Below are 23,524 nucleotides of genomic sequence, written 5' to 3'. Positions count from 1 at the left end.
ACGCATTCCTGCGCCAAATTGCGGCAGCACCCGTGGCGGCTCGGTCAGGAACCATGGGGCACCTCATCTTCGCACTCGACGCGACGGCGAGCCGGCAGCCGACCTGGGACCGGGCCAGCCACATCCAGGCGGAGATGTTTACCGAAACCGCGGCGCTCGGCGGCCTCGCCATTCAAATGTGCTATTTCCGGGGCTTCGCCGAATTCCATGCCGCGCCATGGCTCACCGACGGGCGGGAGCTGGTGCGACGGATGACGGCCGTGACCTGCCTCAGCGGCACGACACAGATCGTGCGCGTCCTGCGTCATGCCGTCGCCGAGGCGGCCAAGACGCGGATCAATGCGTTGGTCTATGTCGGCGACGCCATGGAGGAGAATGCGGAGACGCTGGCGGAACTCGCCGGCCAGCTCGGCCTGCTCGGTGTTCCTGCCTTCGTGTTTCAGGAGGGGGACGAGCCCGTCGCGCGGCGCGCCTTTCAGCAGATCGCGCGGCTCACCAATGGCGCTTATGTGAGTTTCGATTCGGCGAGCGCCAAGGCCTTGCGCGACCTGCTCAAGGCGGTCGCGATCTATGCGGCCGGCGGTCGAGCGGCGCTGGTCGACTATGCGAGGCACGCGGGTGGCGAAGTGCTCCGTCTGACCCAGCAGCTCCGCCAGCAACCCTGATAGCCGAGACGGGCGCGGATGCCGTACCTTGTGATTGCACTCGTGATCGTCGCAGTCTTCGGGTCGGGATGGCTCCTGCTGGTCTTGGATCCCAAGGTCCTCGCGCGGGCGCTTCGCCATGCCTTCGTCGCGGCGCTCGTGCTGCTCGGGCTGTTTCTCGCGGCCAGGGGACTTGCGCTGCTCGACCTGCCGCTGGGTGCCCTGACCCTGATCCTGCTGCGCGGCTGGTCGGCGCGCGGTTTCCCCGGGTTCGACCGCGTGCGCGACTGGCTGAAAGGCGCGCCGCACAATCCGGATATCTCGACCATCGAGATGGCCTGGCTCAGCATGACGCTCGACCGGTCGACCGGTGCGATCGACGGCGAGGTGCATTCGGGCCAGTTTTCGGGGGCGCGGCTCGGCGAGCTTGGCCTCGACCAGTTATGTGCGCTGCTCGCCGAGTGCGAGGTCGCCGATCCTCAGTCGGCGCGCCTGGTCGAGACCTATCTCGACCGCACGCATCCGCGCTGGCGCGATCGGCCCGGCGGGGCTGAGCAAAGTCAGACGGGGCAAAGCGACCGGGCGGGGGGTGCCACCGGTGGCGACATGACCCGCGAGGAGGCGTGGCAGGTGCTCGGGCTCGAGTCCGGTGCTGACGCGGAGCAGATCCACGAGGCGCACCGCCGCCTGATGGCGAAGCTGCACCCCGATCGTGGCGGCACCAACTACCTGGCGAGCAAGATTAACATGGCGCGCGACGTGCTGCTGCGGGATGTGTGAGCCGTCTCGACCTCCCCGCCCTGCTCAAGGCGGGGAAGCCGATGAACCTGGACCCTGGACGAGGAGCGGGCACTGCTCGGTCTCGCCGCCGGAGGACAAGCCTCTTGCGCTGACGCGCGCGTCCTGGCCGACACGGTGCGCGCATGCGACGCCGGCAACGACGCAGGCTGTCCGCTCATTGCCGCGACGACCAGGATGATCGTGTTGCGTGACCGGTCGCGCCCTCTTGACCTTCCCATGACGGAACCCCCTACATAGCCATCATGGTCCGTGTGCTGCGCCATATCCTGCTCGCGCTCGTCGCCTTCGCCCTCGTCGGCGGGACGACGACCGACTTCGCGCGCGCGGCGGCCTACGGGCCGGTCGTGGCGGCCATGGACGTGCCCTGCGACATGGCAATGCCGATGTCGGCGTCGGGCGACGACGCCAAGCCGATGCCGCCCTGCAAGGGGCTGACCGCCGACTGCATCAAGCAGATGGGCTGCGTCACAGCCGTCGGTTTGCCCGTGCCGTTCACGCCCCCTGAGACGACCGTCGAGTACGCTGCGGTCGCCTATTGGGCATCCCTCTCCAGGCTCGTGAGCCTGGACCGCCAACCCGAACCCCAGCCACCCCGAGCGGCCTGATCCGGTCCGCGCACGCCCGAAGTGCGCTTATTCGACAATCAGGTTTGTTCCGCCCGCCCGCGTGCCGCGGCGCCGGTCGGGCTATCAAGGGGTACACTTATGATTCGCAACCGTTTCGTTGCGGGCGCGCTCGCGTTCGCCAGCGGCTTCGCTTTCGCAGCACTTCCGGCGCTCGCCGCCTCGGCTGACTATCGCTTCGAGCTGGTCGGCAAGCCGCAGCTCAGCGGGCAGAAAGACATCGTCCAGGTTCGGCTGATCCATGTCGCCGACGGCAAGCCCATGGCCGACGCTGTGATCTTCGAGAGCAAGGCCGACATGGGGCCGGAGGGCATGGCGACCATGAGCGCACCCGTGAAGGCGCTGGCGCCCAAGGACGGCACCTACAGCTTCGAGGTCGAGCCGGGCATGGCGGGAACCTGGGCGCTGCATCTCGCGGCCAAGGTCCAGGGTGAGTCCGAGACCGTCCGGGGCACCATCACCGCCGCCCTGGTGAAGTGACATGGGCGCCCAGTGGATGCGGCTCGGCGCCAGCGGGATGCTGGTGGCCAGCCTGATCGCGTGGGAGCCAGCCTTCGCTCAAGCTGCCGCCCACCCCGCCACCGACGGTCCGCTGGGCGCCACCGTCGACGGGCTGCGTGCGGCCGGTGAGCAACTGAGCCCCGCCTTGCGTGCGGCGGCGCTCGACACCGCGGCGACGGCGGCCAAGGCGGAAGGTGCCGACGCGCTCGACGACCCGACCATCACGGACAGCTACCAGTACTACAAGGACCCGGGCGTCTTCAGTGCTCACACGATCACGGTCTCCCAGGCGTTCCCGCTCTGGGGCAAGCGCGACCTGCGCAAGACCGCGGCGCTCGCCGATCTCGACGAGGCACGCGGCCAGGAGCGCGCCGCCACCGATGCGCTCGACGAGCAGATCAAGGTCGCCTTCGCGCAATATTTCCTGACCGGGCGCGAGCTGGCGGTGAACCGGGAGATCGGCGAGCTCGACCGGCGCATGCGTGCGGCTGCCACTGCCCGTTACGGCCAGGGCGGCGGCGATCAGACCGCCGTCATCCAGGCACAGGCCGAGGAGACCGCGGTCAAGACCGAGGCCGTACGGCTCCAGGGCGAGATGGACGCAGCCCGGGTGCGGCTGAACGCGCTCGTCGGCCGCAGCGGGGATGCGCCACTGGCCGAGCCGAAGCGATTGCGGCCGCTGCCCGCGGTCGAGCCCGCGCTTGCGGCCCTGGTCGAGCGCGCCAGCGCGAGCAACCCGACCTTGGCCGCGAACGACGCCGCGGTCTCGGCCGCGCGGTCGCGGCGGACGCTCGCTGACAAGGCCTGGTACCCGGACATCACGGTCGGCGCGGGACCGCTGATCCAGACCAACAACCGGCCGGTGGGATTCGCCGCGACGGTCGGCCTCAACATCCCGCTCGCCTGGGGCCGCGAGGCATCGGGCCAGCACGAGGCGGCAGCGCGGCTCGGCGCCGCCCAGCAGAAGTACGAGGCCGCGGCGCGCGAGATCGAGGGAACGCTTGGCGAGGCGCTCGCCAAGCTCCGCGCCGCGCGTGCGACCGAAGCCCTGCTCCATGACGAGGCGATGCCGCAGGCGCACGCCACCTTCGAGACGGTGCTGGCGAACTACAGCCAAGGCAAGGGCGAGCTGGCCGCGGCCATCGCCGCCGAGCACCAGATGCACGATGTCGATCTGCGCCTGCTCCAGACCCAGCTCGACGAGCAGATGGCGCTCGCCGTCATCGAACGGCTGATCGGAGGAGACCTCTGATGCGCGCGCTGCTTTTCGCCAGTGCCGCCCTCGGCCTTGCCCTGTCGAGCGTGGCGCTCGCCGATGAGGCCGCCCGGCAGCCGCTCTATTACCAGGACCCGGACGGCAAGCCGTTCTATTCGGCTGGGCCAAAGAAGACGGCCGACGGCCGAGACTTCAAGCCTGTGCTCGAGGATGGCGCCCCGAGTGCTGCGACCTCGGCGGCTGCGCCACCCGCTGCATCGGCCAAGGCCGACCACCGCATTCTCTACTATCGCAACCCGATGGGCCTGCCGGACACGTCGCCCAAGCCCAAGAAGGATTCGATGGGCATGGACTATCTGCCGGTCTATGCCGACGAGGGGACAACGGGCGATCCGCCTGGCACGGTCAAGATCAGCCCGGGCCGCTTGCAGACGCTCGGCGTCAAGACCGAGGCCGTCGCGACCCGGACGGCCTCGGGCCCAACGATCCGCGCGACCGGCATCCTGCAGTTCGACGAGCGCCGCCTCGCGACGGTCACGACCAAGGTGCCAGGCTGGATCGAGCATCTGGCGGTCGCCGCGACCGGCGATCCGGTCAGGCGCGGCCAGGTGCTGGCCGAGATCTACGCGCCCGATCTCGTCGCGTCGGAGAACGAATATCTGATCGCCGCCCGCATGGGCGGCGCCATCGGTGCCGCGTCCGACGAACGGCTACGCGCGCTCGACGTGCCCGCGGACGAGATCGCCCGGTTGCGCAAGACCGGCAAGGCGGTCCGGCGCATCGCGGTCATGGCTCCCGCGGACGGTGTCGTGATCGACAAACCGATCCAGGAGGGCATGAAGGTCGAGGCGGGCGAGGCACTCTACAAGACCGCGGACCTTTCCTCGCTCTGGCTGATCGCCGAGGTGCAGGAACGGGACCTCGGCATGATCCGGCCGGGCGAGCGGGCGCAGGCCAGCTTCGTGGCGTTCCCCGGCCGCAGCTTCGAGGGCACGGTCGATTTCGTCTATCCGTCGCTCTCGGCCGAGACGCGCACCGCACGCGTGCGGATCGTGCTGCCCAACCCGGACGGCGCCTTGCGCGCCCAGATGTTCGCGACCGTCGACATCGAGGGCGCCGCAAGCGGCGCGCCTATCCTCTCGGTGCCGAACTCGGCCGTGCTCGACAGCGGCACGCGCCAGGTCGTGCTGGTGGCCAAGGACGAGGGCCGCTTCGAGCCGCGGCCGGTCAAGCTCGGCATGCACGGCGACGACTGGGTCCAGGTTCTGGACGGGCTGAAGCCCGGCGAGCGCGTCGTCACCGGCGCCAACTTCCTCATCGATGCCGAGAGCAACCTGCGCGCGGCGCTGCAAGGCTTCGCCGACGCCAGCAACAAGGAAGCCCAGCCATGATCGGCCGCCTCATCGATCTCTGCGCGCGCAACCGGATGCTGGTGCTGCTCGCCACCTTGATCCTGGTCGGGATCGGCGTCTGGTCGGTCGCCAACACGCCGCTCGACGCGCTGCCGGACCTGTCGGATACCCAGGTCATCGTCTACACCGACTACCCGGGCCAGGCGCCCCAGGTCGTCGAGGACCAGGTGACATATCCGCTGACCACGGCGCTCTTGGCCGTGCCCCATGCCAAGGTCGTGCGCGGCTTCTCGGATTTCGGCGCGAGCTTCGTCTATGTCGTGTTCGATGACGGCACCGACCTCTACTGGGCGCGCTCGCGCGTGCTCGAATATCTCAACTTCGCGGCCAAGCGGCTGCCGGACGGCGTGACACCGACGCTCGGGCCGGACGCGAGCGGCGTCGGCTGGGTCTACCAGTATGTCGTGGTCGGCGCCGAGCGCACGCTCGCCGAGCTCAGGAGCATCCAGGACTGGCTCGTGCGCTACAACCTGGTGACGGCGAAGGGCGTTGCCGAGGTCGCGAGCGTCGGCGGCTTCGAGAAGCAGTACCAGGTCGTCGTCGATCCACGGAAGCTGCAGGCCTACGGCATCCCGCTCGACCGGGTCGCCGACGCGATCCGTGCCAGCAACCGCGATGTCGGCGGGCGCACGATCGAGATGAGCGAGACCGAGTACATGATCCGCGGCCGCGGCTATGTCCAGGACATGCAGGACCTGGGCAAGATCGTGCTGAAGGCCGCGCCCGACGGCACGCCGGTCATGATCCGCGACGTGGCGCACATCGAGCTCGGGCCGGACGAGCGGCGCGGCATCGCCGAGATGAACGGGACCGGCGAGGTGGTCGGCGGCATCGCCCTGAAGCGCGACGGCGCCGACGCGCTGACCACGATCGACAACGTCAAAGCCAAGATCGCGGAACTGAAGCCGGGCCTGCCCAAGGGCGTCTCGATCGAGCCGGTCTATGATCGCTCCCAGCTCATCGATGCCGCCATCCATACGCTAAAGCACACGCTGGTCGAGGAGAGCCTGATTGTCGCTCTCGTCTGTATCGTCTTCCTGCTGCACGTCCGCAGCGCACTGGTCGCGATCCTGACCTTGCCGATCGGCGTGCTGATCGCGTTCACGGGCATGCACGCGCTCGGCATCGGCTCGAACATCATGAGCCTGGGCGGCATCGCCATCGCGCTCGGCGCCATGGTCGATGCGGCGATCGTGATGATCGAGAACGCACACAAGCATGTCGAGCGGCTCCAGCCCGGCGAGCCGCGTGGGCCCGCACTGATCGCGGCCGCCAAGGAGGTCGGGCCGTCGCTGTTCTTCAGCCTGTTGGTGATCGTTGCCTCGTTCCTGCCGGTGTTCGCGCTAGAGGACCAGGAGGGTCGGCTGTTCAAGCCGCTCGCCTATACCAAGACCTTCGCCATGGCGGGCGGGGCACTCCTGTCGGTGACCCTGGTGCCGGTGCTGATGCTGTTCTTCGTGCGCGGCCGCATCGTCCCCGAGGGCAGGAACCCGATCAACCGCGCGCTGATCTGGCTCTACCGGCCGGTGATCCGCCTCGTGCTGCGCATGCCGCTGCCGATGGTCCTGCTGGCGGCCCTGGTCTTAGGCGCTACCCTCTGGCCCGTGGCACGGCTCGGCAGCGAGTTCATGCCGAGCCTGAACGAGGGCACCTTGCTGTTCATGCCGGTGACCCTGCCGGGCCTGTCGGTCACCAAGGCGGGCGAGCTGCTGCAGACCCAGGACCGCATCATCACGTCCTTCCCGGAGGTCGCCTCGGTGTTCGGCAAGGCGGGCCGGGCGATGACGGCGACCGACCCGGCGCCGGTCGAGATGAGCGAGACCGTGGTCAACCTCAAGCCCGAAAGCGAGTGGCCCGCGGGCGAGACGGTCGACCAACTCATCGCCAAGATGAATGCCGCCTTGCAGCTGCCCGGCGTCAGCAACGCCTGGACCATGCCGATCAAGGCGCGCATCGACATGCTGTCGACCGGCATCCGCACGCCGGTCGGTGTCAAGGTGTTCGGGCCCGATCTGCACGAGCTCGAGCGGCTCGCGACCGAGGTCGAGCGGGTCGTCCATGACGTGCCCGGCACGACGAGCGCCTTCGCCGAGCGGCTCGAAGGCGGCCACTACGTCGAGATCGTGCCGGACCGCGCGGCCATCGCGCGCTACGGCCTCGTGGTCGACGACGTGCAGAAGGTCGTGGCCGCGGCCTTGGGCGGCGAGACGGTGACGACCACGGTCGAGGGCCGCGAGCGCTATGGCGTCAATGTGCGCTACCCGCGCGACCTGCGCGACGACCCGCAGGCGATCGCCGCCCAGGTCCTGATCCCGACCGCAAGTGGCGCGATGGTGCCGCTGGGCCAGGTCGCCAAGGTGCAGGTGACGCTCGGCCCGCCCAGCATCCGCACCGAGAATGCGCAGCCGGTTGCCTACATCTACGTCGACCTGCAAGGCCGCGACCTCGGCGGTTATGTCGAAGAGGCGGCCAAGAAGGTGGCGGCACAGGTCGCCATGCCGCCCGGCTATCACATCGAGTGGAGCGGCCAGTTCGAATACCTGCAGCGGGCCGCGGCCAAGCTCAGGGTGGTCGTGCCTGCGACGCTCATCGTCATCTTCGTGCTGCTGTTCCTCAACTTCGGGCGCCTGACCGAGACGGTGATCGTCATGCTCTCGGTGCCGTTCGCGCTGGTCGGCGGCATCTGGTTGATGTGGTGGCTGGGCTACAACATGAGCGTCGCCGTGGCGGTGGGATTCATCGCACTGGCCGGGGTGGCGGCCGAGACGGGCGTCGTCATGCTGATCTACCTCGACCATGCGCTCGCCGAGATCCGCGCCGAGCGGGAACGCGAAGGGCGGTCACTCAGTCGGGAGGATCTGCAACGGGCGATCATGACCGGCGCCGTCGAGCGTGTCCGGCCGAAGATGATGACGGTGGTCGCCATCATGGCCGGGCTGCTGCCGATCCTGTGGAGCACGGGGACAGGCTCCGAGGTGATGCGCCGCATCGCCGTGCCGATGGTCGGTGGCATGGTCTCGTCCACCGTGCTCACCCTGCTCGTCATCCCGGCGATCTACGCGATCGTCAAGGGATGGCGGCTTGCCAGCGAAAATTATGCTCCGGCCGCCGTCGGCAAGGGGGTGGCATCACCAGCGGAGTGATCACGGAAACACGGCGCGCCGTCGGCATCGGGCCCTTGCGAATGTCCGCTTGTTCAACTCCATTGCCGACGGCTGCCGTTCCGCTTCGGTCTTTCCGCTATGCGCCCATCCCGGTTGCCGGCGCCAGCGCATGGGCGTGCAACTCGAGTGCGCCGGGTCCGACTCAAGCGGCCTTTACCTCCATGTCGATGAGGGAGTGCTCGACCAACTCGCCGACGTGCGAGCTGCCGTCGACATGTGGTGGTTTGAAATGGCGCTCTGCGACTCCCCGTGGTTATGATGACAGTTGTCGGTCAGTAGCCGTGATCGCCGTCTTGAAGCGAGGCAATCCTGACCCGCGGCGGCGACAATCGAAGTGTCGGCCGGTCGATGCAAAGGCCGGTCTCGAAGAGCACCTCAGATCGCCACGATCCCTCCCGGGAAGGCTCTGCTAGAACACCCCCTGGAGCGCCGGACGATGGCCAGCATATGGGAGGGCGGCACCGCTGCGCGATCGGGCTGATATCGTCGATATCGATGTCGATCCCCTGGCCGAGCGGTCCCGCCGGCGCCGGACCATGCTGCGCATCGGCCTGCCGATCGGCGGCGTCGGCCTGATCATCGGCTTCCTGCTCGGCATCGCCGTCTATGCCGACAGCGCCAACCGTGCCGGCGTGCTCGGCCTGTCGGACACGTTGCTGCACAGCACGCAGGAACGGATCTCGCTGCAGGTCTCCGCCTACCTGGAGCCGGCGGCCCATGCAGCCCTGCTCGCCCACAGCATGCTCGGCCGCGGCGGGGCTTCGAGCCGCGCGGACGAGGCCCGTGCTTTCGCCGCCTCCGTCCTGGGCGAGACGCCGCAGATCGCCAATGTCCTGTTCGCCGACCCGGCCGGCAACTTCATGCTGGTCACCCGCGCGGCGAACGGCCCGCCCGGCGCCCTCGACACCAAGCGCATCCTGATGGCGCCCGCAGGACGCAGCGTCGAATGGACCACAACCGACGCCGCCGGCAAGCTGCTGGCCGAGCGGCAGGACCCGGGCGACGACTATGATGCCCGCACGCGCTCCTGGTTCACCGGCGCGCGCGCCACCGACGACGTGTTCTGGAGCGGCGTCTACATCTTCTATTCCGCGCGTGCGCCCGGCGTCACCGCGGCGGTGCATGGCCCGGACGTCGATCCCGACGTCGTCGGCATCGACATCCGGCTCGATGAGATCTCGCGCTTCCTCGCCACCCTGTCGATCGGGCGCACGGGCCGGGCCTATATCGCGACGAAGACCGGCGAGATGATCGCGGGGCCCGATCCGGCGCGCATCCTGGCGATGAAGGACGGCACGCTGTCACCGGCGCGGATCGACGCGATCGGGGACGACCAGCTGGCGGCGAGCTGGGACCATTTCCGCGCCGAAGGTCCTGGCGACCGCATCATCGAGGCGGGCGGGAGACGGCTCATCTCCATCGTGACGCCGCTCGCCGCCACCAATCAGGGCTGGTTGCTGTTCATTACCGTGCCGCAAGACGAGTTCAGCGGCTTCGTCACCGCCAATTCGCGTCGGGCGGCTCTGCTGTCGCTGGTCGTGGTGGCACTCGCCATCGGCCTCGCAGCGCTGCTGGTGCGCCAGGGGCTGCGCGCCGACCGGGCGGCGCGGGCCGTGGCCGAACGCTCGACCGCGGTCCGGCAGCAGAGCGCCGCGTTCGCGCGTCTCGCGGCTGAGGCCGGCCTGTTCGATGCCGCCGGCCGGCCGCCCGCGGCGCTCACCGAGACCTTGGCCGAGGCGACCGGCGCCCGGCGGACCAGCATCTGGCGCCTGTCGCAAGGCGGCCAGTCCCTCCGGTGCGACGACAGTTTCGAGCCCGCGACCGGCGGCCATGTCGCAGGGCTGGAGCTGTCGCGCCAGGAGGTGCCGGCGCTGATCGGGGCGCTGGCATCCGGCGAGGTGATCGACGCGCCCGATGCGCGGCGCGACCGGCGCACCGCGGCACTCCATGCGTCGCTGATGGCGCCGATCGGCAGCGACGCGTTGTTCGCCGTGCCGGTGCTGCAGCGGGCACGGCCGATTGGCCTGGTGATCCTGGAGGATGCGCGGCGGGACCCTGCCACCACGGACTTCGCCCGAGCCTGCGCCACGCTGGTCGGTCTCGCGACGCCCGTCGGCGCCGAGGAACCGGCGATCGCCCCGCTGACCGCGCCGCCGCCTGCCGCGGTCGAGTCTGTTGCGGACGCGCCCGGTGCAGACGAACGGGGGCTTGATCCCGCCCTCGCCGCGAGCGGGACCGTCGACCAAACGGCACCACGGGCGGTGGTGCTGGTGCTGAACCTGCCCGATGCCGCGGAGACGCTCGCGCACCGGATCGCCTGCGCCGCCGGGGAAATCGCCACCGCCCACGGCGTCCCCTACGTCAAGATGATGGGCACGACGATCGTCGCCGCGACCGGCTACGGCACCGGGTCATGCCCCGGATCAGGCCCCGGGGCAGGTACAGGGGCAGGTACAGGGCTGACCGAGGCCGCGGCTCGCCTGGCCGATGCCGCGATCGCGCTGCGCGAACGCTGCGGCGACTTGTTCGAGGACACCGACGGGCTCGCCCCCTTCGGGCTCGGCCTCGATGTCGGCATCATCTTCGGCGCCACGCTCGGATCGCCGCCAGGCCTGTTCAACCTGTGGGGCGAAGCGGTGCAGGGTGCCACAGCACTCGCGGCTTCCGCCCCGACCGATGCCATTCAGGCGAGCGAGCAGGCCTATATGCTGCTCCGGCAGCGCTTCCTGTTCCGGCCCCGCGGGCTGTTCCACCGCCCGCGCACCGGCGAGGCGCGCAGCTATGTGCTGGCAGGTCGCGCATGAGAGCGCTCGCCGCCATCGGCCGCGCGACCAGGGCCCGCTCGGCCTTCATGCTGCAGCTCGCAGCCTTGCTCTGGGGTGTGCTGCGCGAGGGCGCCTGGCCCTCGACTTGGCGGCGTACGGTGCGGGCCGGGTTCCAGCGGACGCTCAGCCGCGCGATCGGCGGTTCGCTTGGCACCATCGCCGTGACCGCCGTCATCGTCGGCCTCGGCCTGGTGTTCGAAGCGATCTACTGGCTGCGCACGGCGGGCCAGGAGGAACAGGTCGGCCATATCCTGGTGGTCGTGCTGTTCCGCGAGATCGCGCCGCTGCTGGTCGGCATCATCCTGCTCGGCCGCAGCGGCACGGCGAGCGTCGCCGAGCTCGGCATGTTGAAGGCCGAGGGCGAGATCGCCATCCTGCGCGCCGAAGGCATCGACATCTTCCAGTTCCTGGTGCTGCCCCGCGCCGCAGCCTTCGCGCTTGCCACCTTCACGCTCGGCGTGATGTTCGTCGCGATCAGCCTGTTGAGCGGCTTCGTCACCGGTCGGCTCGCCGGCGTGGTGAACACCTCGATCTTCGGCTTTCTCGACAATGTGCTGCGGGCGATGAGCTTCGACGATCTCTGGGTGTTCCCGGCGAAGCTGCTGCTGATCGGGCTGGTCGTGGCGCTCGTGTGCTGTATCACGGGCCTCGCCGCGGAGGAAACCGACACGCCGTCGAGCCTCCTGCCGCGCGGCTTCACCCGCGGGGTCACCGGAATATTGACGGTGACGCTGCTGCTGAGTGCCATCCTATGACCGCCCCGCCCGTGCTCTCGATCGAGGCGGCGCGCGGCACTGGCGAGCACCTGCCCTACGCCCCGCTCGATCTGGTGCTGCACGAGGGCGATTTCGCGCTGATCGAAAGCCTGGGCCCCCGGCGCGGCGCCAGCTTCGCCGATCTCTGCTGCGGGCTCATGACGCCGGCATCTGGGCGCGTGCGCTTCGTCGGCCGCGACTGGCAGACCATGCCGCACGAGCATGCCGGTGCGTTGCGCGGTCGTATCGGCCGGCTGTTCCACCTGCCGCTCCGGCCCGACACGCCCGATGTCGCGTCCCGGATCCTGCTGGCGCGGCTGCATCACACCCGTCTGCCCGAGGCCGAGGTCCGCGCGGAGGCCGCGGCTCTGGCCCTGCGCTTCGGCCTGCCCGGCCTGCCCGCGGGGCCGGCCCGACTGCTGTCGGCGCCTGACCTGCTGCGGGCCGCCTGCGTTCGCGCTTTCCTCGGCCGCCCGCGCCTGGTGATCCTGGAACTGCCGCTGGCGGCCCAGCATGACGATTTGCTTTTGGCCCTGCTGGCCGTCGGTGCCGAGGCGCGGGGCCACGGGGCCGCCGTGATCTGGCTGGCGAACGCGAGCCCGGCGCTCCGCAGCCGGACGATCCGACCGACCCAGCGCTTGCGGCTCGGCGACGCTGGTCTGGTGCCGGTGCGGCTGCCGGCAGCCGTCGCATGAAGATCTTGCGCAATACGGACGAGTGGGTCGGCCTCCTGGTCGTGGCGAGTATCGTGCTGTTCATTGCGGCAGCCCTGCACGCCGGGCTGTTGAGCGACTGGTTCCGCCAGACCGTCGAGCTCAGGATCATCCTGCCGCAGACCGGCAGCCTCGGCCTCTCGGCCGGCGCCGACGTCCAGCTGCTGGGCACGCGCGTCGGCACGGTGCGCCGCGTCGTGGTCGACCCCGACCGCATGTATGCCGAGGCACAACTGGACGCGCAGGCGACGGCCTTCATCAAGCGCGACAGCACGGCGTCGATCCGCAAGCAATTCGGCGTGGCCGGCGCCGCCTTCCTCGACATCTCGCGCGGCAGCGGCGCGCCGCTGGACTGGCGCTTCGCGGTGATCGACGCGGTCGCCGAGCGCGACCCGACGGCGAATATCGGCGCCATGGTGGATGACGTGAAGCAGAAGGTCTTCCCCATCCTCGACGATGTCGGCCGCGCCATGCATGCGCTCGCCGACACGGCCGAGGGCGTCGCCGAGGGCCATGGGAACGTTGGAAGGCTGATGAAGGACGAGGCGCTTGTCGACCAGCTGACCGAGACGGTCGCCAATCTCAAGACCGCGACTGAGCGGCTGGACGCGACGCTCGCCCAGGTCCAGGGCCTGGTGGCCACGACCGCGGCCCCAGCCGGCGTGCCGGCCCTGCTGCATCGCGCCGATGACGCGCTCGCATCGCTGCAGAAGGTGACCCGGGATCTGGCGGGTGCCACGCCGCAGTTGCCCTCGATCAGCCGGAACGTCGCCGGCAGCACGGCCAATCTTCCGGCGCTCTTGACCCAGACCCAGGCGAGCATGGCGGAGCTCGAGAAGACGCTGAACCAGCTGCGCCACACCTGGCCGCTGTCCGGCTCGGCCGGACCTGAGGCGCGACGCCTGCCGCCGGGCGACGTCTCGCCATGAGATGTCTCGCCATGAGAGGGGGGCTCATCGCGCTCACGCTGCTGGCGGCCTGCTCGTCGGCGCCCAAGGGACCGCCGGACGATGCGACCCTGTCCCGTCTCGGCCATGCCGGCGACACCGCTTTCAAGCTGGAGCAGCCGGACCAGGCGGCGGAGCAATATCGCGCGGCGCTCGCCCGGGCGCGCGTCCGGGACGATGCCGCGGCGATCGCCGACGCCGGCTTCAACCTGGCTGCGGCAGAACTGCGCGCCGGACGAGCGGAAGACGCGATGCACACATCTCGGGAACTGCAGGCGGAACTGGCACGGCGCGGCATCGCTGACCCGGATTTCGACCTGGTCACGGCAACGGCGCTGTTCAGGCTGGGGCAGCTCCCAGCCGCCGACCGGATCGCGGCCGGGCTCACCGCCGACAAGGATCCGGCGCTTGCCGACGCCGGCTGGTTCCTGCGCGGCCTCATCGCCGACAAGGTCGGCAACCGGGCCGGGCTGGAACAAGCCGCAGCCGCCCTGTCACCGACGGCCAATGCCGCGGATGTGGCCGAGCTACGGGCGCGGCTGACGGATGACCAAGCGCTGGCGCTCCAAGCCGCCGACCTCAGGCGGGACCAGCTCGATTATCGCGGGATGGCCCGGGCGCTGGCGCTCGCGGCGCAATTCGCCCCCGCGCCGGGGGGCGCGGCGGATCTCTATCTGCGTGCCGCGCGCAGTGCTGCGGGGCAAGGCGATACGGCGCAAGCGCGGCTCTGGCTGAACCGGGCCCGCGAGCTCGCACCCGACGCCGGCCTGCGCACGGAAGCGGACAACGCGCTGCACGAGCTGCCCGCGCCCTGACCGGCCGCCGATTCGACAAGCGGCTCATAGCCCAGCTCTCATGAATTCGTTCTTCGGCCAGAGCCGGCGCGCCTGGAAATGTACAGACCGACTGCACAGATGAACTTTACAGTTATCCTGCATATATGCCATGCTCATGGGCATGGACGATGCAAATGAGTCCCGATCCGTGCGCGCCGCCGCTCTTGCGACCGAGCTCCGGGCCACGGTCGGCAAGCTGAAGCGGCGTCTGCGCGAACAGGCGTCCGTCGGGGATCTGACACCGTCGCAAGTGTCCGTGCTTCTGCGCCTCGAAAAGGGCGGCGCCGCCACGGCGTCGAGCCTCGCGCGGGCGGAGGGCATGCGCCCGCAGTCGATGGCCTCGGTCGTCGCCGTGCTGGAGACTGCCGGTCTTGTGAGCGGTGCACCGGACCCGAATGACGGGCGCCAGACCCTCCTTTCGCTGACGGACGCGTGTCGCAAATGGGCACAGGAGGGCCGTGCGGCGCGACAGGACTGGCTTTCCCGAACCATCGCGGCGCGGCTCACCGCACAGGAGCAGGACGATCTCGCCGCGGCCGTCGAACTGCTCAAGCGGCTCGTCGACGATTGACGAACCCGAAACGCTATCGAGGACATCCATGGCGCTGACCGCACTCGACCCGAACACCGGCCTCCTCGCCAAGCGGAGCGCCTGAATGGTCTGGCCCCATCTCCTGTCCTACTTTTTCGGCGGCGCCTTCCTGGCGAACGCCGTCCCCCACCTCGTCTCCGGCATGATGGGCCGGCCGTTCCAGAGCCCGTTTGCCAAACCGCCGGGACAGGGCCTCTCCTCCTCAACCGTCAATGTCCTCTGGGGCTTCTTCAATCTCGTGGTCGGCTACCTCCTGGTCTGCCGGGTCGGGGATTTCGACCTGAAGCACACGCCCGACGTCGCTGCGCTCGGCCTCGGCACGCTCGTGCTGAGCCTGGTGGGGGCGCGACAGTTCGGGCGCTTCAACGGAGGCAATGCGCCGGAACAGTCGTGAGGGTCCCGGGAGCGGGCAGGTTCCGGTCGCTCCGGAACCACAACGACCGGCTCTGGGCCGCGGGCCCGACCATGGCGCTCCAGTTCGGGCCGCAGCTCCGGCTCCTGCCCTGGACGGGTTCCGCCGCCGACCGCTTCAAGCAGCGCGAATCCCAGACAGGAATCCGTCAACTCTCTGCCGAAGGGTCGCGGCCCGCGCGGCCAGGTCATCTGCCGTTCGACGCACGTCGGTCGAGACCACCCTCGTCCGCTCGGTCTCTTGCGTCACTTCTCCGATCGCTTGCGAGACAGCGCCGGCACCGGCCGCTGCCGACTGGACGTTACGCGCAATATCCTTCGTCGCCGCCCCTTGCTGGTCGACCGCCTCGGCGATGGCCGTGCTCGACTGGTTGATGCGCCCAATGATGTTGCCGATATCCGCGATGATTGCCACCGCCTCGCCGGTGGCATCCCGGATCGTGGTGATCTGCCGGGTAATGTCCTGTGTCGCCCGCCCGGTCTGGCTCGCGAGCGATTTCACCTCGTTCGCGACGACGGCGAAGCCTTTGCCGCTCTCTCCGGCGCGGGCGGCCTCAATCGTCGCATTCAGTGCCAGCAGGTTCGTCTTGGCTGCGATTTCGTCGATAAGCGCCACGATCTCGCCGATCGACCCCGCGGCCGCGGAAAGACCCTCGACGACGCCGCTGCCGCGCGCGGCCTCCCGCACCGCAAGCTGGGAGATCTCGGTCGACACGGCCACCTGACGGCCAATCTCGCCGACTGAGGCGGTGAGCTTCTCCGCCGCCGCTGCGACCGCCTCGACATTGCCGCTCGCCGCACGCGCCGAGGTCGTGACGATGCCGGCTTGCCGGGCGGTCGCTTCCGCCCTTGCCTCGAGGCCGCCGGCCGCCTCGCGGAGGGCATCAGCACTCTCCGACAGATGGTGAAACACACCGGCGATCTCGCCGTCGAACGCCGTGATTTCAGCGTCGACCTGGATCTGACGCTGTTCGCGGCTCGCTCGTTCGGCCGCCTGCGCAGCCTCGAGCTCGTTGCGCTCGACGGCCGCCGCGCGCAGGACCTCGACGGCGCGCGCGATCCGACCGGTCTCGTCGGTGCGGTCAACCTCGGGTACGACGATGGTGAGATCGCCGATGGCCATGCGGTTGAGCGCGTTAGTGAGGGTCCCGATCGGACGAGTGATCGACCGTTGCGTCAGAAACGAGATCGCGCCTGCCAACGCGAGTGCCGCGACGAGCAGCGCCTCTTGCGCCCTGACGAGCCAGCCCAGTCCTGCCGTAATGTCGTCGCCGTCGGCATCGATTTGATGGCCAGCCATGTCCGCAATGCCGCCGGACCGGAACCCATTGCCGTCGGCCCGACCGATCAGCGTATCGAGAATGTGCTCGACGCGCCCTTGAGTGTCTTTGATGCCGTCCGCCAACCGGGAGGTCTCGGCGTTCGGGGCTTCGACGGCGCCGACCAAGCTGTGCTCTGCTTTGTAGATCGCGTCGAATTCGCCCATGAGCGCTTTCCATCGCGGCCGCTCCGCCGGTGCAAGGGCGCCGACGACAGTGTCGAGCGCGGTGCCGGCTTCGACGATCTTGGACCATTGGGCATCCAGCACATGCTTCGAAGCCGGATCTCTCGTCAGGAGGTAGCGATAAAGCGTCGCGAGCGACCCGTTGAACTCCATTGCCATGGCGAGGCTTTGCTGGGCGGCCGGCAAGTCCTGCCGAATGATCGTGCGGGACCTGTGATCGATCGCCTCGAGGCGGAACGTGGAGAAGATGACGGAGACGGCGAGCAAGCCACAGATCGCGCCGAAGCCAACGAAGAGGCGGCTGCGGATGGAGAGACCGGGCATTGAAACCTCTGAACGGAGAAAGCACGGCTGACGGGCCTGAGACGGCACGTCCGGCGACCTGGATCGCGCGTGGCGATCGCCGGACTCTTGTCGAGTTATTAGAACGATCGATTTAAAATGAATTAAGGCCCGGCGGACGCCGCATCAATCGGCCGAACACGGCGCTGTGAGCGGCGCGCCGATCCTGAATCGAGCGCCCGCCCGGAGCACGACATAGGGCGTTCCGCAGGTCATCGTGCCATCGTGCAGGATGACCCGGCCCGCACCGACTACGGACGCTACGCCATGGGCGACGAAGAGCCCGGTTGCCTCGTCGAGGCCGATGCCAAGGATCCCGGGATGGGCGCGGATGATGGGAGCGATATCGTTCTCCCGGTGGTACCGATCGACATGCTGATCGACGGCCGCCTTGGGCAGCAGGGCGAACCCCTGCTCGTGTCCGGGAGCGTCGATGATCCAGTTTCCTTCCGGTGCACCGCGGACGAGAAAGGATGCCAGAATGCTGGCACCTGCCGAGGTGCCGCCGACCACCCCGCCTCGCTCCAAGAGACCGCGCAGCGCCGCCTCGGTCCGTGTGCCGAGATAGGCATCGGCGATGCGCCACTGACGACCGCCGCCGAACCAGACGGCGTCGGCCTGGTCGATCGTCCTCGCGAAATCTGCGCTGTCGGCAATACGCCGGTCACGCGTGTGCAGAATCGTGACGCGGTCGACCCCGAAGGTCGTGCGGAACGCGTGCTCGAGCGCGGCAGGGTCGATCTCCTTGTCCGGCGCCGCTGTCGGAATATAGACAAATCGTCGATCCCGTCCGCCGGCCAGGCGAACGAAGCGGGCGGCGATGCTCGCCGGAAGATCGCCGCCCCCGACCAGCAGAAGCGTCCCCGGCCAGGGCGGCATCGTTCGCCCGGGCGCCGGCCCGGTGGCCAACAGCGCCGCGATCGCGAGCAAGCCCAGTGCGCAACGTTGGGCGGCAGGTCGAGACGCGAAGATCATCGCTTGGATGAAAGAGCGCCGCACCACGGGACCGATCACGCCGGCGGCCGATCGGGGAGGGCGGAAAGGAAGCGATCGACCGCCGACCAGATCTCGGCTGCCCCCGCCGGATTGGCGTCGGTACGCAGGGTCGCACTCCCGTGCACGCCGTGAGCGGGCACGAAATCGACTTTGCCCGCGGCAGGTACCGCATCATAGAGGTCGCGCGCAGCGGCGACTTCCTCGGCCGACGGCGCCGAGGTGACGAAGACCGGGCAATGGACGCCGGCGGCTTGTTTGCGAACCGATTGGCCTCGGAAATACTCGCCCGGAGAAAAGCTGAGGACCCCGATGATCTCGCTCGGATGCTGCGCGGCCAAGAAGAACACCAGCGACGCCGAATAGGAGCTGCCCCACACGATCGCCGGTTTGCCGGGCCATGTCTGGGTCGCATAGGTGAGCGCCCCTTCGAGGTCCCATAGCGCATCGGCGTAGCTTGCGGTGCCGGAATGGGCTGCCGCGGTTTCGTTGGTCTTGCCCCAGAGATTGCCGCCGGCGCGCTGATCGATCGCCAGCACATTGTAGCCGAGAGCCGTGAGCTTCGGTGCAATCGGCGCATATTCCGCCCGATTGGAGCCAGCCTGATGGAAGAGCAGGATCGTCGCCTTGGCCGGTCCCTCGGGGCGGTAGACATCGCCGAAGACCTTGCCGCCATCGGCGGCCGAGAAGGCTGTCGTCTCGGCCGCGGCCGCCCCCTGAGACACGGCGACCACCATCAGCACGGCACCAAGCAGGCGTTTCATGACTTGTTCCCCCTCGTAAGCGCAGGCTTCCAGTCGCTGCAGCAGCTCGCTTCGCTGCTGTGGCCGCGTGACAAGCTGAGGTGCTGCCCTGTCGCAGCTTGCTAGGCGCGGGACCTGCGGCCGAGCTCGAAGATCGCCCAGTCGAGCGATAGGCGGCCGGGGCCCCACGCCATGATGCCCAGGGCCATGGCGGCCCAGGTCAGATGAACCGGCCAGCCATCAGGCACCGTGAGCTCGACAACGCACGTCATGGCCAGCAGCACCAGCCCCGCTACGCGCGTCGCCAGGCCGGAAACCAGAAGGATCGGGGCGACAATCTCGACCGATCCTGAGAGAAACGCCATGACCTCCGGCGCCGGGAAAGAATAGGGTCCACCCGGCAGATGCAGCTTGAACTCATCGCTGAAGAGCAGCACCGCCGTATCGTTCAGCTGCAGGAAGCCCGACCATTTGAGCATGCCGGATCGCCAAAATGGCACGGCCAAAGCGATCCGCAAGACCAGCTGCACAACGGTGGGCCGGGCGATCGCGCGGATGAGGGCCACCACCTCCTCGACCAGAACATGGGGGCTGAACTTGGCGTCGCCTTTGGCGGAATCGGGCTCGATCATCATGTTCATGCGGGATCTCCAACCTTCACCGCCGTGAAGGCGCCGGCCTCGATCATGCCCGCGATGTTGAGTGGCAGATCGAAAGCTGGCGTGTCGTCGATCGCTACCGCAGCCGCTTCGCCGAGGCTGCGGCCCGCCAGCAGTTCCAGGAGAAACGCCGCGCCCCCGGGCGGAAGGCGGCGGATGGCAACCTCCTGGTCTGGCCGGGTCACCAGCGCGTCCTCCGGCGTGACGCTCTCGATGCGCTTTATGGGCCCGTCGGCGCGGTTGGCGGCGAAGATCGACACGGCCGCGAAGGGCGAGCGAATGATGCGTGTTGCCGGGTGCGGGACGAAGACGACATTCGGCAACAGATCCGGCGCGATCGCCGCCAGCGCCCCTGGCAGCAGGGGCGGCAGATCGGCGGCATGGTAGGCGTCGAGCCAGGCGCGCTCGATGCGCGCCGTGTCTGCCAGGTAGGGCATTGCTGCCGCGTATTGGTACTGCGCGATAAAGTCGGGGAAATCGCGGCCATACTCGAACAGCAGCGGCGAGGTCGGCGGCGTCGCCCGGACGTGGAACCGGGCCATTGCGCGGAAGAATTCGATGCCTGTGATCCGCTGCGTCGCCGGAAAGATTGCGGCGAGCGCATCGATGAGACTGACCGTGACATTGTTCCGGTACACGTTGTAGCGCCCGATCGCGCCCTTGCCGCCCGGGCCACACACGCTGCAAGGCGTCTCGCGGTCCGGATCGATGAGTCCAGAAGAGAAGAGCGCCGCATAGGAGGGCGCGCTGCCGATGCTACCGACTGGCACGGACCGCCCTCCCAACCTCGGGTGCAAACCGGTCGAGAATAGCCCGGGCCGCGTCGGCTTCGGCCTGCAGCACGAGCCAGTCTGGGAGGCGGCTATCCCATTCGATCAGGGTCGGCACCGGGCCACATCGAGCGATCACATCTTCGAAGAGCGCCCACACCGGAGGCGCGACCGGTTGATCATGGCTGTCGATCAGGAGCGGGCCGCCTTCGTCGTCGGCTTGCACGGCATGCCCGGCCAGGTGAATCTCCCTAACATGGCCCAAGGGAAAATCATCCAGATAGTGCTCGACCGAGAAAGCGTGGTTCGTTGCCGAGACGAAGGCGTTGTTGATGTCCAGGAGTAGGCTGCAGCCAGTGCGTTGCACGAGGCCGCGCAGAAAATCCACCTCCGACATCGTCGATTCTCTGAATGCGACATAGGTCGACGGATTCTCCAGGAGAATGGGCCGGCCGATGGCGTTCTGGACCTGATCGATATGGTCCGCGACGCGCTCCAATGTCGAGGACGTGTAGGGGAGCGGCAGCAGGTCGTTGAAAAAGGTCGTGCCATGGGTCGACCAGGCGAGATGCTCCGACACCAGGGCCGGCTCGTAGCGCTGGACCAGCGACCGGAAGCGGGCGAGATGGGCGAGGTCAAGCGGCTGCGCGCCACCGATCGACATACAGACGCCATGGAGCGATAGCGGATAATCGGCGCGGATCCGCTCGAGCGCACGATGCGGCGGACCGCCTGCGCCCATGTAATTCTCCGCATGCACCTCGAAGAAGCCTTCGTGCGTCTGCTCGTCGTTGATGGCGTCCAGGTGTTCATGCTTGAAGCTCGTCCCGGCCCGTCCGGCTAGAGGCGAGGCCGGAAAGCGGATCCGTGTCTTCGAGGCTGACGTCTCGATGCTGGTGACGATGTTCACAGGGATTGGCTCCGCTTTCCGGGTGAAGTCGGGGGGGTTAGGACAGCGGCGTCAGAGAGCCGTGCTTGCCGCCGGGCACCGCGATGCTGGTGCAGGTGCCGCCCTGGACGAACTTCCAGGAATTGCCCTGAAAGTCGACGGTCGACGTCCCTTGGCAGGTCGTGCCGGGGCCGGCGGCGCAGTCGTTCTGTCCCTTGAGCGCAACGCCGTAGCACTTGTCCTTGTGCGCGGCGACGGCGGCCTTCTCTTCAGCCTGCGTCAGCGGAGCTGCGAGCGCAGATGTAGCCATCGCAGCGGTAACCGCGCTGAACAGCATTGCGGTGGAAACCTTGGTTCTTGCAGACATATCTCTATACTTCCCGTTGTGATCAGTCCGTGCGCGTCGCGGCGCACGGATGGTTTTCGGGCCGACATCCCGGCGGGTTACAACGGGTGAAAATTTATTGTGCCGGGCTTCGGGTTTCTGGACCGGAGGTCACCACCGGGTGAGGGGCGGCAGCGCCAGTCGGGCAAGCAGCGTCACGGCGCCACAGCCGAGCGAATACCAAACCGCAACGTAGAGCGGGTCGTCGACGGGACAGGCGAACACGAACACGAACGCACCCCAGGCAGCGGCTGCCAAGCCCGCCGCCAGTGCCGTGCCATCCCGATCGGTCGGGGCACCACGATGCATCAGCAGGCCGAGCGTAATGACGGCCGGCACGGACAGTCCGACCATCTTGTAGAGGCATTGCACGCCGTCCTGCCAATCGAGGCGCATCAGCAGCATGGCAGCCCCGTCGCGCGAGGCGTCAAGGATCCACCCGATCGAGAGGCAGGCGGCTATTAGGGCGATGATCCAGCGCAGACCTCTTCGCGGGGAGTTCATCGGGTCGAACGACACGACGGCTACGATGCCGCTGACCAGGGCGATCAATCCGAGGCTGGCAAGCTTCCACCAGAATGACGGCAGGTGCATCGCCATCGGCATGTCCGAACGGCTGAACCCCATCGCGAGGAACAAGCCGAGCTCGATCCCACCCAGCCCTGCAAGAATGCCGGCATCGGTCAGCGTCGTCCGTCGCCGGACCGGCTTCAGGTCATGCGTCAGACGGTCAATCAGCGGGTCAGTCCGCATCGAGCTCACCCCGTAACAGAGATGCCAGGCGCTTCAGGCCGCGATGAATGTTCACTTTGACAAGCGGAGCCGACTGGCCCGTCGCGGCCGATGCCTCGGCGATGCTCAGGCCCTGGAGCTTGACCAGTCGGATTACTTCGGATTGTGCCGGCTTGATCTGCTCCAAGAGACGTTCGAGCGACCATGCGCTTGTGACGGCCTCCTCGTGGTCGGGCACGGCCACGTCGGCATGCAGCGTCTCGGTGTGCCTTGCCTTCATGGTACGCAGCGCATCGATCCACTTGTATCGGGCGATGACCGAGAGCCAGGCCGAGAACGGACGAGCCGGATCGTATGTCTGGCGCTTCTCGTGAATCGCAATGAGCGTTTCCTGGATGACGTCGTCGATCATTGCCGGCGGCAGCCGACCGGCATAGTAGCGCCGCAGCCAGGTCCTCACCTCGGAAAGGAGCCGGCGATAGGCGACGGCATCGCCGCGCTGCGCGGACGCCATCAGCCCGCTCCAGGCATGCTTCTCCTCGTCGGCGTTGCGAACCCTCAGCCGTAGGCCCAAGGCATTCAACTCCTGTGGCTGCATCAGCGCCCACGCCATACACGTTCCGCTCCTTCCGCTTCCCGAATTGCGTTTCGGATAGCGGCGCGGTTTGGTTACGGCGTGGGCCCGATTTTCTGATTGAGCGAAATCGCCGACACGCCGCGGGGGCAGTACCCTTTGGGGCGAGTGCCGGACCAAGTTCGCCTAGCCTGCATCCTTGCTCCGATGGTGACGCGGACCGGTCTCGGCCGGCTCGCCACGACCGGCCTTGCGCACCGCGCTCGCGTTCGCGAGGAGCGTTTTGGTACGCTCGTACTAAAATGTTCGGCCGCAGCAAGGGTGGCAACGACAGTCCGATCACGGCCTATCACCTCGTCGTGATGGGCTCGGGCGCGCAGTCTCAAGCGGGCTCGCCCGCGCGCCGTTTTCTCACATGGATTCCAGTATCGTGGGTTTGCTGCTATTGGTGGCGGAGCACATTTTGCGTTGCCGTGTCCGCGTGAGAGGAAAT

23 protein-coding genes are annotated in these 23,524 nt (G+C 68.3%); 14 read left to right on the top strand and 9 right to left on the bottom strand.

Annotation, left to right across the window (positions count from 1 at the left end; genetic code table 11):
* Positions 1 to 53: 53 nt before the first annotated feature.
* The 14 genes from IEY58_RS28360 to IEY58_RS28295 all read left to right on the top strand — a co-directional run bounded on the left by IEY58_RS28360 (position 54) and on the right by IEY58_RS28295 (position 15,423).
* Positions 54 to 665 (top strand): vWA domain-containing protein, encoded by a 612-nt coding sequence (locus IEY58_RS28360; RefSeq protein ID WP_229744011.1) that lies wholly within the window; start codon positions 54 to 56, stop codon positions 663 to 665.
* Positions 666 to 683: 18 nt separating this feature from the next.
* Entirely contained in the window at positions 684 to 1,424 is a 741-nt protein-coding gene (locus IEY58_RS28355) for a DnaJ domain-containing protein (RefSeq protein ID WP_189051533.1), read from the top strand.
* Positions 1,425 to 1,687: 263 nt separating this feature from the next.
* Positions 1,688 to 2,050, top strand: a complete 363-nt coding sequence (locus tag IEY58_RS28350; RefSeq protein WP_189051532.1) for a hypothetical protein — start codon at positions 1,688 to 1,690, stop codon at positions 2,048 to 2,050.
* A gap of 99 nt (positions 2,051 to 2,149) precedes the next feature.
* Complete coding sequence (locus tag IEY58_RS28345) at positions 2,150 to 2,548, top strand: FixH family protein (RefSeq protein ID WP_229744010.1); 399 nt, start codon at positions 2,150 to 2,152, stop codon at positions 2,546 to 2,548.
* Between the two features lies 1 nt (position 2,549).
* Positions 2,550 to 3,821, top strand: coding sequence for a TolC family protein (locus tag IEY58_RS28340; protein ID WP_229744009.1), 1,272 nt, complete (start codon positions 2,550 to 2,552; stop codon positions 3,819 to 3,821).
* On the top strand, positions 3,821 to 5,176 hold the full coding sequence (locus IEY58_RS28335) for an efflux RND transporter periplasmic adaptor subunit (RefSeq protein ID WP_189051531.1): 1,356 nt from the start codon (positions 3,821 to 3,823) through the stop codon (positions 5,174 to 5,176). The genes IEY58_RS28340 and IEY58_RS28335 overlap by 1 nt, the downstream gene beginning before the upstream one ends.
* On the top strand, positions 5,173 to 8,340 hold the full coding sequence (locus tag IEY58_RS28330) for an efflux RND transporter permease subunit (protein ID WP_189051530.1): 3,168 nt from the start codon (positions 5,173 to 5,175) through the stop codon (positions 8,338 to 8,340). The genes IEY58_RS28335 and IEY58_RS28330 overlap by 4 nt, the downstream gene beginning before the upstream one ends.
* 557 nt (positions 8,341 to 8,897) lie before the next feature.
* Positions 8,898 to 11,165, top strand: coding sequence for a GAF domain-containing protein (locus IEY58_RS28325; protein ID WP_189051529.1), 2,268 nt, complete (start codon positions 8,898 to 8,900; stop codon positions 11,163 to 11,165).
* A complete protein-coding gene (locus IEY58_RS28320) occupies positions 11,162 to 11,941 on the top strand; it encodes an MlaE family ABC transporter permease (RefSeq protein WP_189051528.1) in 780 nt (259 codons plus the stop codon). The genes IEY58_RS28325 and IEY58_RS28320 overlap by 4 nt, the downstream gene beginning before the upstream one ends.
* Positions 11,938 to 12,636, top strand: coding sequence for a P-loop NTPase family protein (locus IEY58_RS28315; protein ID WP_189051527.1), 699 nt, complete (start codon positions 11,938 to 11,940; stop codon positions 12,634 to 12,636). The genes IEY58_RS28320 and IEY58_RS28315 overlap by 4 nt, the downstream gene beginning before the upstream one ends.
* Complete coding sequence (locus IEY58_RS28310; protein WP_189051526.1) at positions 12,633 to 13,583, top strand: MlaD family protein; 951 nt, start codon at positions 12,633 to 12,635, stop codon at positions 13,581 to 13,583. The genes IEY58_RS28315 and IEY58_RS28310 overlap by 4 nt, the downstream gene beginning before the upstream one ends.
* A gap of 11 nt (positions 13,584 to 13,594) precedes the next feature.
* Positions 13,595 to 14,416, top strand: coding sequence for a hypothetical protein (locus IEY58_RS28305; protein ID WP_189051525.1), 822 nt, complete (start codon positions 13,595 to 13,597; stop codon positions 14,414 to 14,416).
* 130 nt (positions 14,417 to 14,546) lie between these two features.
* Positions 14,547 to 15,008: a MarR family winged helix-turn-helix transcriptional regulator gene (locus IEY58_RS28300; RefSeq protein ID WP_229744008.1), complete on the top strand. Its 462-nt coding sequence runs from the start codon at positions 14,547 to 14,549 to the stop codon at positions 15,006 to 15,008.
* 85 nt (positions 15,009 to 15,093) lie between these two features.
* Positions 15,094 to 15,423, top strand: a complete 330-nt coding sequence (locus IEY58_RS28295) for a hypothetical protein (RefSeq protein WP_189051524.1) — start codon at positions 15,094 to 15,096, stop codon at positions 15,421 to 15,423.
* Between the two features lie 135 nt (positions 15,424 to 15,558).
* Here the strand turns inward: IEY58_RS28295 and IEY58_RS28290 are convergent, their stop codons facing one another.
* The 9 genes from IEY58_RS28290 to IEY58_RS28250 all read right to left on the bottom strand — a co-directional run bounded on the left by IEY58_RS28290 (position 15,559) and on the right by IEY58_RS28250 (position 23,070).
* Complete coding sequence (locus IEY58_RS28290; RefSeq protein WP_189051523.1) at positions 15,559 to 17,130, bottom strand: methyl-accepting chemotaxis protein; 1,572 nt, start codon at positions 17,128 to 17,130, stop codon at positions 15,559 to 15,561.
* Positions 17,131 to 17,412: 282 nt separating this feature from the next.
* Positions 17,413 to 18,300, bottom strand: a complete 888-nt coding sequence (locus tag IEY58_RS28285; RefSeq protein WP_189051522.1) for a cyanophycinase — start codon at positions 18,298 to 18,300, stop codon at positions 17,413 to 17,415.
* A complete protein-coding gene (locus IEY58_RS28280; protein WP_229744007.1) occupies positions 18,297 to 19,043 on the bottom strand; it encodes an alpha/beta hydrolase in 747 nt (248 codons plus the stop codon). Before IEY58_RS28280 ends, IEY58_RS28285 begins: the two co-directional genes overlap by 4 nt.
* Before the next feature lie 101 nt (positions 19,044 to 19,144).
* Positions 19,145 to 19,663, bottom strand: a complete 519-nt coding sequence (locus IEY58_RS28275) for a DoxX family protein (protein WP_229744006.1) — start codon at positions 19,661 to 19,663, stop codon at positions 19,145 to 19,147.
* Entirely contained in the window at positions 19,660 to 20,451 is a 792-nt protein-coding gene (locus IEY58_RS28270) for an HvfC/BufC N-terminal domain-containing protein (RefSeq protein WP_229744005.1), read from the bottom strand. Before IEY58_RS28270 ends, IEY58_RS28275 begins: the two co-directional genes overlap by 4 nt.
* The gene (bufB, locus tag IEY58_RS28265) at positions 20,438 to 21,361 is read right to left on the bottom strand and encodes an MNIO family bufferin maturase (protein WP_189051521.1); all 924 of its coding nucleotides are present in this window, start codon (positions 21,359 to 21,361) and stop codon (positions 20,438 to 20,440) included. Before bufB ends, IEY58_RS28270 begins: the two co-directional genes overlap by 14 nt.
* Before the next feature lie 37 nt (positions 21,362 to 21,398).
* Positions 21,399 to 21,650 (bottom strand): BufA1 family periplasmic bufferin-type metallophore, encoded by a 252-nt coding sequence (locus IEY58_RS28260; protein ID WP_229744004.1) that lies wholly within the window; start codon positions 21,648 to 21,650, stop codon positions 21,399 to 21,401.
* Positions 21,651 to 21,836: 186 nt separating this feature from the next.
* A complete protein-coding gene (locus IEY58_RS28255) occupies positions 21,837 to 22,478 on the bottom strand; it encodes an NrsF family protein (RefSeq protein WP_189051519.1) in 642 nt (213 codons plus the stop codon).
* A complete protein-coding gene (locus tag IEY58_RS28250) occupies positions 22,468 to 23,070 on the bottom strand; it encodes a sigma-70 family RNA polymerase sigma factor (RefSeq protein WP_229744003.1) in 603 nt (200 codons plus the stop codon). Before IEY58_RS28250 ends, IEY58_RS28255 begins: the two co-directional genes overlap by 11 nt.
* Positions 23,071 to 23,524: the final 454 nt, after the last annotated feature.

Origin of the sequence: Aliidongia dinghuensis (assembly GCF_014643535.1) — a bacterium.
GTDB classification, from domain to species: Bacteria; Pseudomonadota; Alphaproteobacteria; order ATCC43930; family CGMCC-115725; genus Aliidongia; species Aliidongia dinghuensis.
Note: the sequence above shows the minus strand (reverse complement) of the source record. Positions and strands in the feature narration are given on the sequence as shown.

Bases quoted from the DNA above. Each gene is read 5' to 3' on its own strand.
- IEY58_RS28360 (WP_229744011.1), top strand. From the start codon at position 54: ATGGGGCACCTCATCTTCGCACTCGACGCGACGGCGAGCCGGCAGCCG.
- IEY58_RS28345 (WP_229744010.1), top strand. From the start codon at position 2,150: ATGATTCGCAACCGTTTCGTTGCGGGCGCGCTCGCGTTCGCCAGCGGC.
- IEY58_RS28255 (WP_189051519.1), bottom strand. From the start codon at position 22,478: ATGCGGACTGACCCGCTGATTGACCGTCTGACGCATGACCTGAAGCCG.
- IEY58_RS28310 (WP_189051526.1), top strand. From the start codon at position 12,633: ATGAAGATCTTGCGCAATACGGACGAGTGGGTCGGCCTCCTGGTCGTG.
- IEY58_RS28350 (WP_189051532.1), top strand. From the start codon at position 1,688: ATGGTCCGTGTGCTGCGCCATATCCTGCTCGCGCTCGTCGCCTTCGCC.
- IEY58_RS28260 (WP_229744004.1), bottom strand. From the start codon at position 21,650: ATGGCTACATCTGCGCTCGCAGCTCCGCTGACGCAGGCTGAAGAGAAG.
- IEY58_RS28335 (WP_189051531.1), top strand. From the start codon at position 3,821: ATGCGCGCGCTGCTTTTCGCCAGTGCCGCCCTCGGCCTTGCCCTGTCG.
- IEY58_RS28315 (WP_189051527.1), top strand. From the start codon at position 11,938: ATGACCGCCCCGCCCGTGCTCTCGATCGAGGCGGCGCGCGGCACTGGC.
- IEY58_RS28275 (WP_229744006.1), bottom strand. From the start codon at position 19,663: ATGAACATGATGATCGAGCCCGATTCCGCCAAAGGCGACGCCAAGTTC.
- IEY58_RS28305 (WP_189051525.1), top strand. From the start codon at position 13,595: ATGAGAGGGGGGCTCATCGCGCTCACGCTGCTGGCGGCCTGCTCGTCG.
- IEY58_RS28325 (WP_189051529.1), top strand. From the start codon at position 8,898: ATGCTGCGCATCGGCCTGCCGATCGGCGGCGTCGGCCTGATCATCGGC.
- IEY58_RS28250 (WP_229744003.1), bottom strand. From the start codon at position 23,070: ATGGCGTGGGCGCTGATGCAGCCACAGGAGTTGAATGCCTTGGGCCTA.
- IEY58_RS28340 (WP_229744009.1), top strand. From the start codon at position 2,550: ATGGGCGCCCAGTGGATGCGGCTCGGCGCCAGCGGGATGCTGGTGGCC.
- IEY58_RS28300 (WP_229744008.1), top strand. From the start codon at position 14,547: ATGCTCATGGGCATGGACGATGCAAATGAGTCCCGATCCGTGCGCGCC.
- IEY58_RS28320 (WP_189051528.1), top strand. From the start codon at position 11,162: ATGAGAGCGCTCGCCGCCATCGGCCGCGCGACCAGGGCCCGCTCGGCC.
- IEY58_RS28280 (WP_229744007.1), bottom strand. From the start codon at position 19,043: ATGAAACGCCTGCTTGGTGCCGTGCTGATGGTGGTCGCCGTGTCTCAG.
- IEY58_RS28355 (WP_189051533.1), top strand. From the start codon at position 684: ATGCCGTACCTTGTGATTGCACTCGTGATCGTCGCAGTCTTCGGGTCG.
- IEY58_RS28330 (WP_189051530.1), top strand. From the start codon at position 5,173: ATGATCGGCCGCCTCATCGATCTCTGCGCGCGCAACCGGATGCTGGTG.
- IEY58_RS28295 (WP_189051524.1), top strand. From the start codon at position 15,094: ATGGTCTGGCCCCATCTCCTGTCCTACTTTTTCGGCGGCGCCTTCCTG.